This is a genomic window from Caballeronia sp. LZ029, assembly GCF_031451275.1.
In the GTDB taxonomy this organism is placed as follows: Bacteria; Pseudomonadota; Gammaproteobacteria; order Burkholderiales; family Burkholderiaceae; genus Caballeronia; species Caballeronia jiangsuensis.
Genome location: NZ_JARUXO010000001.1, coordinates 2,829,496 through 2,846,901 on the forward strand (window position 1 = coordinate 2,829,496; position 17,406 = coordinate 2,846,901).

19 protein-coding genes are annotated in these 17,406 nt (G+C 60.2%); all 19 read right to left on the bottom strand.

The genetic code is table 11. The features are described from left to right. Position 1: 1 nt before the first annotated feature. Complete coding sequence (rplX, locus tag QCE73_RS13320) at positions 2–310, bottom strand: 50S ribosomal protein L24 (protein ID WP_035506760.1); 309 nt, start codon at positions 308–310, stop codon at positions 2–4. Between the two features lie 9 nt (positions 311–319). Beyond that, positions 320–688: a 50S ribosomal protein L14 gene (gene rplN / locus QCE73_RS13325; RefSeq protein WP_006998478.1), complete on the bottom strand. Its 369-nt coding sequence runs from the start codon at positions 686–688 to the stop codon at positions 320–322. 302 nt (positions 689–990) lie between these two features. Further along, positions 991–1,263, bottom strand: coding sequence for a 30S ribosomal protein S17 (rpsQ, locus tag QCE73_RS13330; protein WP_008343854.1), 273 nt, complete (start codon positions 1,261–1,263; stop codon positions 991–993). Beyond that, a complete protein-coding gene (rpmC, locus tag QCE73_RS13335) occupies positions 1,260–1,454 on the bottom strand; it encodes a 50S ribosomal protein L29 (protein ID WP_007180130.1) in 195 nt (64 codons plus the stop codon). The genes rpsQ and rpmC overlap by 4 nt, the downstream gene beginning before the upstream one ends. Positions 1,455–1,464: 10 nt before the next feature. After that, complete coding sequence (rplP, locus tag QCE73_RS13340) at positions 1,465–1,881, bottom strand: 50S ribosomal protein L16 (protein ID WP_008343852.1); 417 nt, start codon at positions 1,879–1,881, stop codon at positions 1,465–1,467. 2 nt (positions 1,882–1,883) lie between these two features. Then, a complete protein-coding gene (gene rpsC, locus QCE73_RS13345) occupies positions 1,884–2,678 on the bottom strand; it encodes a 30S ribosomal protein S3 (protein ID WP_035506762.1) in 795 nt (264 codons plus the stop codon). An 11-nt stretch (positions 2,679–2,689) separates the two neighbouring features. Further along, on the bottom strand, positions 2,690–3,019 hold the full coding sequence (gene rplV / locus QCE73_RS13350) for a 50S ribosomal protein L22 (protein ID WP_007730533.1): 330 nt from the start codon (positions 3,017–3,019) through the stop codon (positions 2,690–2,692). Between the two features lie 12 nt (positions 3,020–3,031). Further along, positions 3,032–3,307, bottom strand: coding sequence for a 30S ribosomal protein S19 (rpsS, locus tag QCE73_RS13355; RefSeq protein WP_008343850.1), 276 nt, complete (start codon positions 3,305–3,307; stop codon positions 3,032–3,034). A gap of 10 nt (positions 3,308–3,317) precedes the next feature. Next, entirely contained in the window at positions 3,318–4,145 is an 828-nt protein-coding gene (rplB, locus tag QCE73_RS13360; RefSeq protein WP_035506766.1) for a 50S ribosomal protein L2, read from the bottom strand. Positions 4,146–4,147: 2 nt separating this feature from the next. After that, positions 4,148–4,462 carry a 50S ribosomal protein L23 gene (rplW, locus tag QCE73_RS13365; protein ID WP_008343846.1) on the bottom strand — a complete coding sequence of 105 codons (315 nt, stop codon included), beginning with the start codon at positions 4,460–4,462 and terminating at the stop codon, positions 4,148–4,150. Next, entirely contained in the window at positions 4,459–5,079 is a 621-nt protein-coding gene (gene rplD / locus QCE73_RS13370; protein WP_035506767.1) for a 50S ribosomal protein L4, read from the bottom strand. The genes rplW and rplD overlap by 4 nt, the downstream gene beginning before the upstream one ends. Continuing rightward, a complete protein-coding gene (rplC, locus tag QCE73_RS13375; protein ID WP_035506792.1) occupies positions 5,079–5,738 on the bottom strand; it encodes a 50S ribosomal protein L3 in 660 nt (219 codons plus the stop codon). Before rplC ends, rplD begins: the two co-directional genes overlap by 1 nt. Positions 5,739–5,947: 209 nt before the next feature. Continuing rightward, complete coding sequence (rpsJ, locus tag QCE73_RS13380) at positions 5,948–6,259, bottom strand: 30S ribosomal protein S10 (protein ID WP_006998489.1); 312 nt, start codon at positions 6,257–6,259, stop codon at positions 5,948–5,950. Between the two features lie 140 nt (positions 6,260–6,399). Then, positions 6,400–7,590, bottom strand: coding sequence for an elongation factor Tu (gene tuf / locus QCE73_RS13385; RefSeq protein WP_309881587.1), 1,191 nt, complete (start codon positions 7,588–7,590; stop codon positions 6,400–6,402). 67 nt (positions 7,591–7,657) lie between these two features. Then, positions 7,658–9,760, bottom strand: a complete 2,103-nt coding sequence (fusA, locus tag QCE73_RS13390; RefSeq protein WP_061179122.1) for an elongation factor G — start codon at positions 9,758–9,760, stop codon at positions 7,658–7,660. 118 nt (positions 9,761–9,878) lie between these two features. Then, entirely contained in the window at positions 9,879–10,349 is a 471-nt protein-coding gene (gene rpsG / locus QCE73_RS13395) for a 30S ribosomal protein S7 (protein WP_006053291.1), read from the bottom strand. A 183-nt stretch (positions 10,350–10,532) separates the two neighbouring features. Next, a complete protein-coding gene (gene rpsL / locus QCE73_RS13400) occupies positions 10,533–10,913 on the bottom strand; it encodes a 30S ribosomal protein S12 (protein WP_006998493.1) in 381 nt (126 codons plus the stop codon). 218 nt (positions 10,914–11,131) lie between these two features. Further along, the gene (gene recQ / locus QCE73_RS13405; RefSeq protein WP_309881588.1) at positions 11,132–12,979 is read right to left on the bottom strand and encodes a DNA helicase RecQ; all 1,848 of its coding nucleotides are present in this window, start codon (positions 12,977–12,979) and stop codon (positions 11,132–11,134) included. Positions 12,980–13,155: 176 nt separating this feature from the next. Then, entirely contained in the window at positions 13,156–17,400 is a 4,245-nt protein-coding gene (gene rpoC, locus QCE73_RS13410) for a DNA-directed RNA polymerase subunit beta' (RefSeq protein ID WP_309881589.1), read from the bottom strand. Between the last annotated feature and the right edge of the window lie 6 nt (positions 17,401–17,406).

The window sequence follows — 17,406 nt, forward strand, 5'->3', positions numbered from 1 at the left end:
GTCAGGCGTTAAGCGTGGCGCCGGTCGACTTCAAGAAGCGAACCTTCTTTCCGTCTTCGACCTTGATGCCCACACGCGATGCCTTGCCATTCGCGTCGACCAATGCGACGTTCGAAATATGCAGCGGCATCGTTTTGGCTTCCACACCGCCCGTCGTACCCTTCATCGGGTTCGGCTTCACGTGCTTCTTGACGAGGTTGATGCCCTCGACCGTCACACGATCTTCCGCAACGACCAGCACGGTGCCGCGCTTGCCCTTGTCCTTGCCGGTGATGACGACGACTTCGTCACCCTTGCGAATCTTGTTCATCGCGACTCCTTACAGCACTTCCGGCGCGAGCGAAACGATCTTCATGAATCGTTCGCTACGCAGTTCACGCGTAACCGGCCCAAAAATACGCGTGCCGATCGGCTCGAGCTTGGTATTCAACAAAACGGCGGCATTGCCGTCGAACTTGATGAGCGAGCCATCCTGGCGACGCACGCCCTTGGCCGTACGAACGACCACGGCGTTGTAGATTTCGCCCTTTTTCACGCGTCCGCGCGGCGTCGCTTCCTTGACGGTCACCTTAATGATGTCGCCAATGCTAGCGTAACGACGCTTCGAACCGCCGAGCACCTTGATGCACATGACTTCACGCGCACCCGTGTTGTCGGCCACTTCAAGCCGAGTTTCGGTCTGGATCATGGTTTATCTTTCCCAACTTAATCCGGTCGCACCACCATGGCACAGCCGGTCAGTCTTGGTCCCGTCAGCCAACTGGCTGCTTGGGTTAGAACAGGCAGCGAGGGCAGACGAAACCCGCCATCGCAATCCGGTGAATCTGTCGACTCAGGCTGGCGCCCGAACCGGCTTCCCCCACCAGTTTCGCCCGCGACGGGGCTCCCACAAAGAGGGAAGACCGAGATTATAACAAATAATCTCGGTCTTGCAAGCGAAACTTACTGCGACACGATTTGCTACTGCATCGCGGTACTACTACTTCTGCATCAGATCACGCGAGCCGCTTCAACCAGCTTCGACACAACCCAGGCTTTCGTCTTCGAAATCGGACGTGTTTCCTGGATCTCGACGAGATCGCCTTCGTTGTACGTGTTCGCGTCGTCATGCGCGTGGTATTTCTTCGAACGCACGACGTACTTGCCGTAGATCGGATGCTTCACGCGGTGCTCGACCAGAACGGTGACCGTCTTGTCCATCTTGTTGCTGACGACCTTGCCGACCAGCGTCCGCTTGAGCGAGGTTTTTACGCTATCGTTCATTTCTGGTTCGCCTTCTCAGTCAGGACGGTGCGCACACGTGCGATGTCGCGACGGACCTTCTTCAGCTGGCTCGTGTTCGTGAGCTGCTGGGTCGCGAGTTGCATACGCAAGCCGAATTGCGCCTTCAGCAGGTCCGACAGCTCTTTGTTGAGCGCGGCCTGGTCTTTCTGGTGAAGTTCAGATGCCTTCATCATTTACTCCTTAGGCGCCGAGCTGACGTACGACGAAGTTCGTCTTGAGCGGCAGCTTGGCTGCAGCCAGACGGAACGCTTCGCGCGCCAGTTCTTCGGAGACACCGTCCATTTCGTACAGCATCTTGCCCGGTTGAATTTCAGCGACGTAGTACTCCGGGTTACCCTTACCGTTACCCATACGCACTTCGGCCGGCTTCTGCGAAATCGGCTTGTCCGGGAAAATACGGATCCAGATCCGGCCACCACGCTTGATGTGACGCGTCATTGCACGACGTGCCGCTTCGATTTGACGCGCGGTCAAACGGCCGCGACCGATAGCCTTCAGACCGTATTCACCGAACGACACCGCGTTGCCGCGCGTCGCCTTGCCGGTGTTACGACCCTTCTGCTCTTTGCGATACTTTCTGCGTTTCGGTTGCAGCATCGTTATTCTCCAGTCTTCGCGTCACCGCCAGCGCGACGGGGTGCACCACGACGCGCACCAGCCGGAGCGCCTTCACCGTCACGACGCGGACGGCGATCGCCACCCGGACGTGCGTTGCGGCGCGGACGCTTTTCTTCCGCCACTTCTTCAACCACCGGCGCTTCGTTGCGGCCCAGGGTGTCGCCCTTGTAGACCCACACCTTCACGCCGATGATGCCGTACGTGGTCTTCGCTTCCGACGTCGCGTAGTCGATATCCGCACGCAGCGTATGGAGGGGCACGCGACCTTCGCGATACCACTCGGTACGAGCGATTTCGATACCGTTCAGACGGCCCGCGCTCATGATCTTGATACCTTGGGCACCAAGACGCATTGCGTTCTGCATCGCGCGCTTCATCGCGCGGCGGAACATGATCCGGCGCTCGAGCTGCTGCGTGATGGAGTCAGCGATCAGCTGAGCATCGGTTTCCGGCTTGCGGATCTCTTCGATGTTGACGTGAACCGGAACGCCCATGCGCTTCTGCAGTTCAGCCTTCAGCGATTCGATGTCCTCTCCCTTCTTGCCGATGACGACGCCCGGACGCGAACTGTAAATCGTGATGCGCGCGTTCTTAGCCGGACGCTCGATGACGACGCGACCGACCGAAGCGTTCTTCAGCTTCTTCTTCAGGTATTCACGAACACCGATGTCTTCCTGCAACATCGCCGCGAAATTATTGTTGTTCGCGTACCAGCGCGAAGCCCAATTGCGGCTGACGGCCAAACGGAAGCCAGTCGGATGAATTTTCTGTCCCATCGTATGGCTCCTTAATTCCCGACCGTCACAGTGATGTGACAGGATTGCTTCTCGATGCGGTTACCGCGACCCTTTGCGCGTGCGGTGAAACGCTTCAGCGAAGCAGCCTTGTCGACGTAGATGCTCGTGATCTTGAGCTCGTCGATATCGGCGCCTTCGTTGTGTTCCGCATTCGCGATCGCAGACAGCACGACCTTCTTGACGATACCCGCCGCCTTCTTCGGCGAGAACGTCAGGACGTTCAGCGCCTTGTCGACCGGCAAACCACGAATCTGGTCAGCCACAAGGCGCGTTTTCTGCGCCGAGATGCGGGCACCGCGATGAATTGCTTTCACTTCCATCTTGATAGCCCCTTATTTCTTGGCCTTCTTGTCGGCCGCGTGACCCTTGAACGTACGGGTCAGTGCGAACTCGCCAAGCTTGTGGCCGACCATGTTTTCCGTGACGTACACCGGAACGTGTTGACGGCCGTTGTGAACAGCGATCGTCAGACCGATGAAGTCCGGCAGAATCGTCGAACGACGCGACCAAGTCTTGATCGGCTTCTTGTCACGCGTCGATGCTGCAGCCTCAACCTTCTTCAGCAAATGAGCGTCGCAGAACGGACCTTTTTTAGCAGAACGTGTCATTGCCTACTCCTTAACGCTTGTGACGGCGCTGGACGATCATCGTCGTCGTGCGCTTGTTGCTGCGGGTGCGATAGCCCTTCGTCGGCGTGCCCCACGGGCTCACCGGATCACGACCTGCCGCCGTCTTTCCTTCACCACCGCCGTGCGGGTGATCGACCGGATTCATCGCAACACCACGCACCGTCGGACGAATACCGCGCCAGCGGTTTGCACCGGCCTTACCGATTTGACGGAGGCTGTGCTCTTCGTTACCCACTTCGCCGATCGTCGCGCGGCACTCGACGTGCACCCGACGGATTTCGCCCGAACGCAGACGCACTTGAGCGTAGACGCCTTCGCGAGCCAGCAGCATGGCCGACGTACCAGCCGAACGCGCGATTTGCGCGCCCTTGCCCGGCAGCATTTCGATGCAGTGGATCGTCGTACCGACCGGAATGTTGCGGATCGGCAGGGTGTTACCCGCCTTGATCGGCGCTTCCGAACCCGACATCAGCGGCGTACCAACCGTCACGCCCTTCGGCGCGATAATGTAGCGACGCTCGCCATCTGCGTACAGAACCAGCGCGATGTTCGCGCTACGGTTCGGGTCGTACTCGAGACGCTCGACCTTTGCCGGGATGCCGTCCTTGTTGCGACGGAAATCGACGATACGATAGTGCTGCTTGTGACCACCGCCCTGGTGACGCGTGGTGATCCGGCCGTTGTTGTTACGGCCCGCCGACTTGGATTGCGAGTCGAGCAGCGCTGCGTGCGGCGCGCCCTTATGCAGATCCTTGTTGACGATCTTGACCATCGCGCGGCGACCCGGCGAGGTCGGCTTAACTTTCACGATTGCCATGATTACTTGGCCTCCGCTTCAAAGTTGATTTCCTGGCCGGGCTTCAGGCAGACGTACGCCTTCTTCACGTCCTTGCGCTTACCGTTGAAGCGGCCAAAGCGCTTGGCTTTGCCCTTCGTGACGAGCACGTTGACGGAATTGACTTCGACCTTGAACAGCAGCTCGACAGCAGCCTTTACTTCCTGCTTCGTGGCGTCCGGCGCGACTTCGAACACGACTTGCTCGTTCTTGTCGGCAACCAGCGTCGCCTTTTCGGAGATCACCGGAGCGAGCAGAACTTGCATCAAACGATGATCGTTTTTGCGAATTTCGCTCATGACAGCAACTCCTCGATCTGAGCGACCGCAGCCTTCGTGATCAGAATCTTCTTGAAATAGATCAGCGAGAGCGGGTCGGCGTAACGCGGCTCGACAACGGCCACGTGGGCCAGATTGCGCGACGCGAGGTACAGGTTCTCGTCGACCGTATCGGTAATGACCAACACGGATTCGAGACCCATCGCCTTGAATTTATCGGCCAACAGCTTGGTCTTCGGGGCTTCGAGCGCGAGGTCTTCGACCACCGCGATACGGCCTTCGCGAGCCAGCTGCGAGAAGATCGAGCAGAGGCCTGCGCGATGCATCTTCTTATTGACCTTGTGCGAGAAGTTTTCTTCCGGAGAGTTCGGGAAGATACGACCACCGCCGCGCCACAACGGGCTCGACGACATACCGGCACGAGCACGGCCCGTACCCTTCTGGCGCCACGGCTTCTTGGTGGTGTGCTTGACCTGCTCGCGGTCCTTCTGCGCGCGGTTGCCGCTACGTGCATTCGCCTGATAAGCGACGACGATCTGGTGAATCAGGGCTTCGTTGTAATCGCGACCGAACACGACGTCCGATGCGTTCACGCCAGCGCCTTCCTGACCATTGGCATTCAGGAGCTTAAGTTCCATTATTTCGCTCCTTTCACAGCACGCGCCTTGACGGCCGGGGTCACGAAGACCTTGCCGCCCTTCGCACCCGGAACTGCACCGCGGACGAGCAGCAGATTGCGCTCAGCGTCGATGCGGGCGATTTCGAGATTTTGAACCGTGACGGTTTCATCACCGAGGTGACCCGTCATGCGCTTGCCGGGGAACACGCGACCCGGATCCTGCGCCATACCGATCGAACCCGGAACGTTGTGCGAACGCGAGTTACCGTGCGTCGCGCGACCCGAGGCGAAGTTGTAGCGCTTGATCGTGCCGGCGTAGCCCTTACCGATCGACGTGCCCTGCACATCAACCTTCTGGCCGACTTCGAAAATGTCCGTACCGATCACGGCGCCGTTCGACAGTTCACCTGCCTTGGCCGTATCGATATGGAATTCCTTGAGGATTTCACCGGCTTGAACACCGGCTTTGGCGAGGTGACCCGCCAGCGGCTTCGTCACGCGAGATGCGCGGCGAGCACCGAATGCAACCTGAACGGCGGTATAACCATCCGTTTCAACGGTCTTGATCTGCGTCACGCGGTTGTCCGACACGTCCAGCACGGTGACGGGGATCGAATCCCCTTCAGGCGTGAAGATACGGGTCATGCCAACCTTGCGACCTACGAGTCCAAGGCTCATCGTTTTCTCCATTCCCAACTGCGATTGGTCGGGGCTGATTTACAAATGCCGGCTTCGTTACGAGAAACTGGGTCGGCTTACTTGCGTCTTCTTCGTGCGAATAGGCGCGAAAAGCCTTGGAGTATAACAAGGCTTTTCGAATCCCGCAAGCAATCAAAGACTTAGCGTCTTCTGACGCACCCGCAGGCACGCCAGACAGCTTTCGGGACTTACTGCAGCTTGATCTCGACGTCGACGCCAGCGGGCAGATCGAGCTTCATCAGCGCGTCGACGGTCTTGTCCGTCGGATCGACGATGTCCATCAGGCGCTGGTGCGTACGGATTTCGAGCTGATCGCGCGACGTCTTGTTGACGTGCGGCGAACGCAGGATGTCAAAACGTTGAATACGCGTCGGCAGTGGCACCGGGCCACGGACGATCGCGCCAGTCCGCTTCGCGGTATCGACGATTTCGGCTGCCGATTGATCGATCAGGCGATAGTCGAAAGCCTTCAGACGAATACGGATTTTCTGATTCTGCATGACGATTCCTTGAAAAGAGCGAGGCGGTATTGCACCGCACATCTGGCAAAAGAGCGTGGGACCGGACGCTCGCTGGGGGCGAGCGTCCGGTCCCTGTTTTTACTGCATTACTGCAACTTCAATCGAGCAAGCCCGATATCTTACTCGATAATCTTCGCCACGACACCGGCGCCGACGGTACGACCGCCTTCGCGGATTGCGAAGCGCAGACCTTCTTCCATGGCGATCGGAGCGATCAGCTTCACCGTGATCGACACGTTGTCGCCCGGCATCACCATTTCCTTGTCCTTCGGCAGCTCGATCGAGCCCGTCACGTCCGTCGTACGGAAGTAGAACTGCGGACGGTAGTTGTTGAAGAACGGCGTGTGACGGCCGCCTTCGTCCTTGCTCAGCACGTACACTTCAGCCGTGAAGTGCGTGTGCGGCGTGATCGAACCCGGCTTCGACAGTACTTGGCCGCGCTCCACGTCTTCACGCTTCGTGCCGCGCAGCAGGATACCGACGTTGTCGCCCGCTTGACCTTGGTCGAGCAGCTTGCGGAACATTTCCACGCCCGTGCAGGTCGTCTTCACCGTCGGCTTGATACCGACGATTTCGATTTCCTCGCCGACCTTCACTACGCCGCGCTCGATACGACCCGTCACCACCGTGCCACGACCCGAGATCGAGAACACGTCTTCCACCGGCATCAGGAACGAACCGTCCACTGCGCGCTCCGGCGTCGGGATGTACGTGTCCAGTGCGTCAGCCAGGTTCATGATCGCCACTTCGCCCAGCTCGCCCGTGTCGCCTTCCAGCGCCAGCTTGGCCGAACCCTTGATGATCGGGGTATCGTCGCCCGGGAAGTCGTACTTCGAAAGAAGCTCACGCACTTCCATTTCGACGAGCTCGAGCAGTTCGGCGTCGTCCACCATGTCGCACTTGTTCAGGAACACGATGATGTACGGCACGCCAACCTGACGGGCCAGCAGGATGTGCTCACGCGTTTGCGGCATCGGGCCGTCAGCGGCCGAGCACACCAGGATTGCGCCGTCCATCTGCGCCGCGCCCGTGATCATGTTCTTCACATAGTCAGCGTGGCCCGGGCAGTCGACGTGTGCGTAGTGGCGGTTAGCCGTTTCGTACTCGACGTGCGCGGTGTTGATGGTGATACCGCGCGCCTTTTCTTCCGGCGCTGCATCGATCTGGTCGTATGCCTTTGCTTCGCCGCCGAACTTCTTGGTCAGCACCGTCGTGATCGCTGCCGTCAGCGTGGTCTTGCCGTGGTCAACGTGACCGATCGTGCCCACGTTCACGTGCGGCTTGGTCCGCTCGAATTTACCTTTTGCCATGATTACCTTCTTTCAAAGTTTGGTTATCGGTTAAAGCTTGTGGCTTGCGCCGAATTACTTGCGGGTATTACTTACCCTTGGCGTTGATGATCGCTTCGGCGACGTTACGCGGAGCTTCGGAGTAGTGCTTGAACTCCATCGTGTACGTGGCGCGGCCTTGCGTCAGCGAACGCAGCGACGTCGAGTAGCCGAACATTTCCGACAGCGGCACTTCGGCGCGAACGATCTTGCCGCCGCCAATCATGTCTTCCATGCCCTGGACGATACCGCGACGGCCCGACAGGTCGCCCATCACGTTGCCCATGTAGTCTTCCGGCGTTTCGACTTCCACAGCCATCATCGGTTCGAGGATGACCGGGCTTGCCTTGCGCATCGCTTCCTTAAACGCCATCGAACCGGCCATGCGGAACGCGTTTTCGTTCGAGTCCACGTCGTGGTACGAACCGAACGTCAGGTGAACCTTCACGTCGACCACCGGGAAGCCAGCCAGCACGCCCGACTTCAGCGTTTCCTGGATACCCTTGTCCACGGCCGGGATGTATTCGCGCGGAATCACGCCGCCCTTGATCTCGTCCAGGAACTCGTAGCCCTTGCCCTGCTCGTTCGGCTCGAGCGTGATGACCGCGTGACCGTACTGACCGCGACCACCCGACTGCTTGACGAACTTGCCGTCGACATCTTCCGCCTTGCTGCGGATCGTCTCGCGGTAAGCAACCTGCGGCTTGCCGACAGTCGCTTCCACGCCGAATTCGCGACGCATACGGTCAACCAGAATTTCCAGGTGGAGCTCGCCCATGCCCGAAATGATGGTTTGGCCCGATTCTTCGTCCGTTTGCACGCGGAACGACGGATCTTCCTGTGCCAGACGGTTCAGCGCCAGACCCATCTTTTCCTGGTCGGGCTTCGTCTTCGGCTCGACTGCCTGCGAAATCACCGGCTCCGGGAAGATCATGCGTTCCAGCACGATCGGGTGCTGCGGATCGCACAGCGTGTCGCCGGTGGTCGCTTCTTTCAGGCCGACTGCCGCCGCGATATCGCCCGCGCGCACTTCCTTGATTTCTTCGCGCTGGTTGGCGTGCATCTGCAGAATACGGCCGAGACGTTCCTTCTTGTCCTTGGTCGCGTTCAGCACGGTGTCACCCGAATTCACAACGCCGGAGTACACGCGGAAGAAGATCAGCTGGCCGACGAACGGGTCCGTCATGATCTTGAACGCCAGCGACGAGAACTTCTCGTCGTCGGATGCACGACGCTCGCCCTTCTCGCCGCTTTCGAGTTCGCCCGTAACCGGCGGAATGTCGATCGGCGACGGCAGGAAGTCGATCACGGCGTCGAGCATGCGCTGCACGCCCTTGTTCTTGAACGCGGTGCCGCACAGCATCGGCTGGATCTCGCACGCGATGGTCCGGTCGCGGATCGCCTTGACGATTTCCGCTTCGGTCAGCTCTTCGCCGCCGAGGTACTTTTCCATCAGCTCTTCGGTCGCTTCGGCAGCCGACTCGATCATCTTCTCGCGCCACTCGTTGCACGTGTCGACGAGTTCAGCCGGGATATCGACGTAGTCGAACTTCGTGCCTTGCGACGCTTCGTCCCAAATGATCGCCTTCATCTTGATCAGGTCGACCACGCCCGTGAACGTGTCTTCAGCGCCGATCGGCACTACGACAGGAACCGGGTTCGCCTTCAGACGCGTCTTCAACTGGTCGTAGACCTTGAAGAAGTTCGCGCCGGTACGGTCCATCTTATTGACGAACGCGAGACGGGGAACCTTGTACTTGTTAGCCTGACGCCACACGGTTTCCGACTGCGGCTGCACGCCGCCCACTGCGCAGTAGACCATGCACGCGCCGTCGAGAACGCGCATCGAGCGCTCCACTTCGATCGTGAAGTCGACGTGCCCCGGGGTGTCGATGATGTTGATGCGGTGCTCGGGATAGTTGCCGCCCATGCCCTTCCAGAAGGCCGTGGTAGCAGCCGACGTGATGGTGATGCCGCGCTCCTGCTCCTGCTCCATCCAGTCCATCGTTGCTGCGCCGTCGTGAACTTCACCGATCTTGTGGTTCACGCCCGTGTAAAACAGGATGCGCTCGGTCGTCGTCGTTTTGCCGGCGTCGATGTGAGCGCTGATACCGATATTGCGGTAGCGCTCGATAGGTGTCTTGCGAGCCACTTTGGATCCTTTTTCGGTCGACGCGCCAGCGAGTGCGAGCGCGCCCTAACACAAACGGGCGAGGCGCCTGGAGTAGCGCACCCGCCCTGATTTTTCCGTTTGCTCTACGAGCGGGAGCTTAGAAACGGAAGTGCGAGAATGCCTTGTTGGCCTCTGCCATGCGGTGAACTTCGTCGCGCTTCTTCATCGCGCCGCCGCGGCCTTCAGCCGCTTCGGAGAGTTCACCTGCCAGACGCAGGGCCATCGACTTTTCGCTGCGCTTCTTCGCGGCTTCACGCAACCAACGCATCGCCAATGCCATACGACGCGAGGGACGCACTTCGACCGGAACCTGATAGTTAGCACCACCAACGCGACGGCTCTTCACTTCGACCACCGGCTTCACGTTGTTGAGCGCAACCGTGAACACTTCCAGCGGGTCCTTGCCACCCTTGGTCTGGATCTGTTCAAAAGCGCCGTACACGATACGCTCGGCAACCGACTTCTTGCCGGAGAGCATCAGCACGTTCATGAACTTGGCTACATCTACGTTACCGAACTTCGGATCCGGCAACACTTCCCGCTTGGGGACTTCGCGACGACGCGGCATGATTCTTCCTTTACTTTTTTCAGTTGGAGTTGGTTCTCAACTCCGCGGCCACCAACAAACCCGATCCATCTATTCGACTAACCAGCTTGGCCGGGTGACCACTTACTCGACAGCACCGGCAACTCCGGCACCACCGCCTTAACCGCCTTGCGGCGACCTGATTCCTTACTTTCGACCGGCGACTTACTTGCCAGCCTTCGCGCGCTTCGCACCGTACTTCGAGCGAGCTTGCTTACGGTCCTTGACGCCCTGGGTATCCAGCGAGCCGCGAACCATGTGGTAACGCACACCCGGCAAGTCCTTCACACGGCCGCCGCGGATCAGCACAACCGAGTGCTCTTGCAGGTTGTGGCCTTCACCGCCGATGTACGAAATGACTTCGAAGCCGTTCGTCAGACGAACCTTTGCAACTTTACGAAGTGCCGAGTTCGGCTTCTTCGGCGTCGTGGTGTACACGCGAGTGCACACGCCACGACGCTGAGGGCAGTCCTGCAGGGCCGGCGACTTGCTCTTCGTCGTTTCCGACGCGCGGCCTTTGCGAACCAGTTGATTGATGGTTGGCATTGTTTAATCCTAAAAATGAACAGAATCCGCGCAATTTTTTCGGGCAAAGCGAAGACAATTGCGCGTTTGACGATCTCGCCGATGAATTCCGCTTTTTGCACCCGGCGCTAAGCCGGTTCCGAAGGCGGACCAAGAACGAGAACCAAGCATGATATTCCGAAAATCGCAATCGGGTCAATACGTTGCGACAATTTCGAAGACTTTTCGCATGCGTAGCATCAATCGGAGCCGACGACGGCGAGCAATTCGTCGCCGAAGCGTTCCAGTTTGCGCACGCCGATGCCAGGAATGTGGCGCAGATCGTCGATCGTATCGGGATCGCTGCGCACGATCTCGGCCAGCGTGGCGTCGTGGAAAATGACATAGGCCGGCACACCGTCGCTCTTCGCGGTCTCCGCGCGCCAGCTGCGCAGACGCTCCCAGCGGGCCTTTTCGCGCGCTGACATGCCGGCGGTCGGATCCGCGCGCTCGCCGGTGCGACTGGAAGACTGGCGTGCTCGAGTCGGCTTTACATACTTGCGCAGCGTGACGTGCTCCTCGCCCTTCAGGACAGGCTTGCTGGCGTCGGTCAGCACGAGCGCGCCAAAACCGTCGTGATCGACGGCGAGATAGCCGAACGCCACGAGTTGCCGGAACACGGCGCGCCACTCGGGTTCGGAAAGCGCGGCGCCGACACCGAAGGTCGAAATCTTCTCGTGTCCGCGCTGCAGGACTTTCTCGCTGCGGGTGCCGCGCAGGATATCGATGAGATGGCCCGCGCCGAAACGAAATCCGCTCGCCTTCTGCGCGCGATACACACACGACAGCGCCATCTGCGCCTCGCGTGTGGCATCGAAGGACGCGGGCGGCTCAAGGCATGTATCGCAGTTGCCGCACGGCTTGCTCGTCTCACCAAAGTACGCAAGCAGACGCACGCGACGGCACGACGCAACCTCGCACAGGCCCAGCAGCGCATCGAGCTTGCCGGTCTGCACGCGCTTGTGTGCGTCGTCGGCTTCGGATTCGTCGATCATCTTGCGCTGCTGCACGACGTCGCCCAACCCGTACGCCATCCACGCGTTCGCCGGTAGACCGTCGCGTCCTGCGCGCCCCGTTTCCTGGTAATAGCCCTCGACGCTCTTCGGCAAATCCAGATGCGCGACGAAGCGCACGTCCGGCTTGTCGATGCCCATGCCGAACGCGATCGTCGCGCACATGACGACGCCTTCCTCGCGCTGAAACATCTCCTGATGCTTTTGGCGTATCTCGAACTCCATGCCGGCGTGGTAAGGCAGCGCGCGAATGCCCTGGCCCTTCATCCACTCCGCGGTTTCTTCGACCTTGCGCCGCGACAGACAGTACACCACGCCGGCATCCGTCGTGCCGTCCTTGTTCGTATGCTCGGCCCGGATGAAATCGAGCAGCTGCGAGCGCGCGTTGTCCTTCTCGACGATCCGATAACGAATGTTCGGCCGGTCGAAACTGGAAACGAAGATGCGCGCGTCGTCCAACGCGAGCCGATGGACGATTTCATCGCGCGTGATCGCATCGGCAGTGGCGGTGAGCGCGATGCGCGGGACATCCGGAAACCGCTCGTGCAGCACCGAAAGCTGGATGTACTCAGGGCGGAAATCGTGCCCCCATTGCGACACACAGTGCGCTTCGTCGATGGCGAAAAGGCCGACGCGCGCGCGTTCGAGCAGTTCGAGAAAGCGCGGCGTCATCAGGCGTTCTGGCGCGACGTAAAGAAGATCGATGTCGCCATCGCGTAGCGCGCGCTCGGTGGCCGCGGCCTCGGCGCCCGACAAGGTCGAATTCAGATATGCGGCGCGCACGCCGACTTCCTTGAGGGCCGCGACCTGATCCTGCATCAGCGCGATCAATGGGGACACCACGATGCCCGCGCCGAGCCCGGCCTCGCTGCGCACGAGGGACGGGATCTGATAGCACAGCGACTTGCCGCCGCCCGTTGGCATCAGCACGAGCGAATCGCCGCCGTTCGCGACATGCTCGACGATCTCCGCCTGTTGTCCGCGAAATGCGGGATAGCCGAAGATTTCGTTGAGTATTTCGAGTGGGCGGGACATGGAAGACGGGTGCGTACTGCGATGAGAGATAACGAATTCTACCAACGCATCCACGCGCACCGACGCGCAAGAATGCGCGTTAGCCGAATGACGGAGGCAACGGGCGAAATCGACAGACGAAAAAAAACCGCTCAGCCGAAGCTGAGCGGTTCGTGGCTACTACGAGCGAACGATGCTTACTCGTTGGTATGCGGCTGCTGCTGCTCCGCCGCCGGGGTTTCCGGCGTACCAAAGTCGAATGCCTCTTCGGCCGCGATCTGGTCGAAACGCTCGCGATCCGACGATTCCTTCGCCTTGCGTGCCTTGTGGAACGCGAGACCCGTACCGGCCGGAATCAGACGGCCGACGATCACGTTTTCCTTCAGGCCACGCAGATCGTCGCGCTTGCCCATGATCGCCGCTTCGGTCAACACGCGCGTCGTTTCCTGGAACGACGCCGCCGAGATGAACGAATCGGTCGACAGCGATGCCTTCGTGATACCGAGCAGCACGTTGTCGTACGTCGCCGGACGCTTGTCTTCCGCGATCATCTTGTCGTTTTCGTCCAGCATGTCCGAACGCTCGACCTGCTCGCCCGGGATGAAGCGCGTATCGCCGTTGTCGACGATCTGCACACGACGCAGCATCTGACGCACGATCACTTCGATGTGCTTGTCGTTGATCTTCACGCCCTGCAGACGGTACACGTCCTGCACTTCGTCCACGATGTAGCGCGAGAGCGCCTCGATACCCTGCAGACGCAGGATGTCGTGCGGATCGGCAGGACCGTCGACGATCATTTCGCCCTTGTTGACGACCTGACCATCGTGCACCAGCACCTGCTTTTCCTTCGCGATCAGGAACTCGTGCTGATTGCCCTCGAGGTCCGTGATGACGAGACGCTGCTTGCCCTTCGTGTCCTTACCGAACGACGTCGTGCCCGTGACTTCCGCGAGAATACCGGCGTCCTTCGGCGAGCGCGCTTCGAACAGTTCGGCCACGCGCGGCAGACCACCGGTAATGTCACGCGTCTTCTGCGCTTCAACCGGGATACGTGCCAGCACTTCACCGACCTGCACTTGCTGACCATCCTTCACGGTGATCAGTGCGCCGACCTGGAAGCCGATCTGCACCGAATGCTCGGTGTTCGGGATCTTCACTTCCTCGCCGTTCGCGTCGAGCAGTTTCACCTGCGGACGCACGCTCTTCGAAGCTTGCGAGCCGCGACGCTTCACGTCGATCACGACCAGGGTCGAAAGACCGGTCACGTCGTCGATCTGCTTCGCAACCGTCACGCCTTCCTCGACGTTTTCGAACTTCACCGTACCGCCCCACTCGGTGATGATCGGACGCGTCAGCGGATCCCATTGCGCCAGTTGCGCACCGGCCTTGATCTGCGCGCCGTCGAGTTGCAGCAGCGTCGCGCCGTACGGCACCTTGTGACGCTCACGCTCGCGACCGAAGTCGTCCGCGATGATCGCCTCGCCCGAACGGGAGATGACGACCTGCTCGCCCTTCGCGTTGGTGACGTAACGCATCGTCGCCGTGAAGCGCACCGTACCGTTGCTCTTCGCTTCGACCGTCGAAGCAACCGCCGCACGCGATGCCGCACCACCGATGTGGAACGTACGCATCGTCAGCTGCGTGCCCGGCTCGCCGATCGACTGAGCAGCGATCACGCCGACCGCCTCACCGACGTTCACGCGCGAACCGCGGCCGAGGTCGCGGCCGTAGCACGCGGCGCACAGGCCATAGCGCGTTTCGCAGGTCAACGGCGTGCGCACGCGCACTTCGTCGATGCCGAGGCGTTCGATTTCCTCGACCGCGTCTTCGTCGAGCAGATCGCCCGACGCGTACAGCGTTTCCTGCGTTTCCGGATTGACGACGTCCGCCACCGCGACGCGACCGAGAATACGGTCACGCAGCGCTTCGACGACTTCACCGCCTTCCACCAACGCCTTCATCGCCACGCCGTTCGACGTACCGCAATCGTCTTCGACGACAACCAGATCCTGCGTCACGTCGACGAGACGACGCGTCAGGTAACCCGAGTTCGCAGTCTTCAGTGCCGTATCCGCGAGACCTTTACGAGCGCCGTGGGTCGAGATGAAGTACTGCAACACGTTCAGGCCTTCGCGGAAGTTCGCGGTAATCGGCGTCTCGATAATCGAGCCGTCCGGCTTCGCCATCAGGCCGCGCATACCGGCCAGCTGACGAATCTGCACCGCGGAACCACGAGCGCCCGAGTCGGCCATCATGTAGATGGAGTTGAACGACTCCTGCTTCGTTTCGTTGCCGTCACGGTCGGTGACGGGTTCCGTCGCGAGCTGCTCCATCATCGCCTTGCCGACGCTTTCCGACGTCGCCGACCAGATGTCGACCACGTTGTTATAGCGCTCTTGCGCGGTTACGAGACCCGACATGTACTGCCGGTCGTACTCCTTCACCTTCTTCGCCGCGTCGCCGACGATCGTCTCTTTCTGCGGCGGCACGAGCATGTCGTCCACGCAAATCGAGATGCCGGCGCGCGTTGCGAGGCGGAAGCCCATCTGCATCAGCTGGTCGGCGAAAATCACCGTCTCGCGCAGACCGCACTTGCGGAACGCCGTGTTGATCAGGCGCGAGATTTCCTTCTTCTTCAGCGGCTTGTTCAGCACCGTGAACGGCAGGCCCGGCGGCAGAATCTCCGACAGGATCGAACGGCCGACGGTCGTCGCATACAGCGAGATCTTCGGCACGAACGCCGGCGCGCCTTCGCTCGTGTCCTCGTTCGCCACCATTTCGGTGATACGCACGTTGACGCGCGAAGCCAGCTCGACTTCCTTGTTCTCGTACGCGCGGATCACTTCCGACACGCCCGTGAACGTCATGCCTTCGCCCTTGCCGTTGATCGCTTCACGCGACGCGTAGTAAAGGCCCAGCACGATATCCTGCGACGGCACGATCGACGGATCGCCGTTCGCCGGGAACAGGACGTTGTTCGACGCCAGCATCAGCGTGCGCGCTTCCATCTGCGCTTCGAGCGACAGCGGCACGTGAACGGCCATCTGGTCACCGTCGAAGTCGGCGTTGAATGCCGCGCAGACGAGCGGATGGAGCTGAATCGCCTTGCCTTCGATCAGCACCGGCTCGAAAGCCTGAATGCCGAGTCGGTGAAGCGTAGGCGCGCGGTTCAGCATCACCGGATGTTCGCGGATCACCTCTTCCAGGATGTCCCACACCACCGCCGTCTGGTTCTCGACTTCCTTCTTCGCGGCCTTGATGGTCGTCGCGACGCCCATCACTTCCAGCTTGTTGAAGATGAAAGGCTTGAACAGTTCGAGCGCCATCAGCTTCGGCAGACCGCACTGATGCAGCTTGAGCGTCGGACCGACCACGATCACCGAACGGCCCGAGTAGTCCACGCGCTTACCGAGCAGGTTCTGACGGAAACGACCGCCCTTACCCTTGATCATGTCGGCGAGCGACTTCAGCGGACGCTTGTTCGCGCCGGTCATCGCCTTGCCGCGACGGCCGTTGTCGAGCAGCGAATCGACGGCTTCCTGCAGCATCCGCTTTTCGTTGCGGACGATGATTTCAGGCGCCTTCAGTTCGAGCAGACGCTTCAACCGGTTGTTACGGTTGATCACGCGGCGATACAGGTCGTTCAGGTCCGACGTCGCGAAACGGCCGCCGTCCAGCGGCACCAGCGGACGCAGTTCCGGCGGCAGCACCGGCAGCACTTCGAGCACCATCCAGTCCGGCTTGATGCCCGAACGCTGGAAAGCTTCGAGCACTTTCAGGCGCTTCGCGTACTTCTTGATCTTCGCTTCCGAACCCGTGTTCTTGAGTTCGGTGCGCAGCATCTCGACCTGTTCGTCGATGTTGATCGCGCGCAGCAACTCGCGCACGCCTTCCGCGCCCATCTCGGCACGGAATTCGTCACCGTACTCTTCGACCTTGTTGTAGTAATCCTCTTCGGTCATGATCTGCCGCGCTTTCAGCGGCGTCATGCCCGGATCGATCACCACATATGCTTCGAAGTACAGCACGCGCTCGATGTCGCGCAGCGTCATGTCGAGCACCATGCCCAGACGCGACGGCAGCGACTTCAGGAACCAGATGTGCGCGACCGGCGAGGCCAGTTCGATGTGGCCCATCCGCTCGCGACGCACCTTCGCCAGCGTCACTTCGACGCCGCACTTCTCGCAGATCACGCCACGGTGCTTCAGGCGCTTGTACTTGCCGCAAAGGCATTCGTAGTCCTTGATCGGACCAAAAATCTTCGCGCAGAACAGACCATCCCGCTCCGGCTTGAACGTGCGGTAGTTGATGGTCTCAGGCTTCTTCACTTCACCGAACGACCAAGAACGAATCTTGTCGGGCGACGCGAGGCCGATCTTGATCGCATCAAAAACTTCTTCTTGTTGGACTTGCTTGAATAGATCGAGCAGAGCTTTCATTGCTTT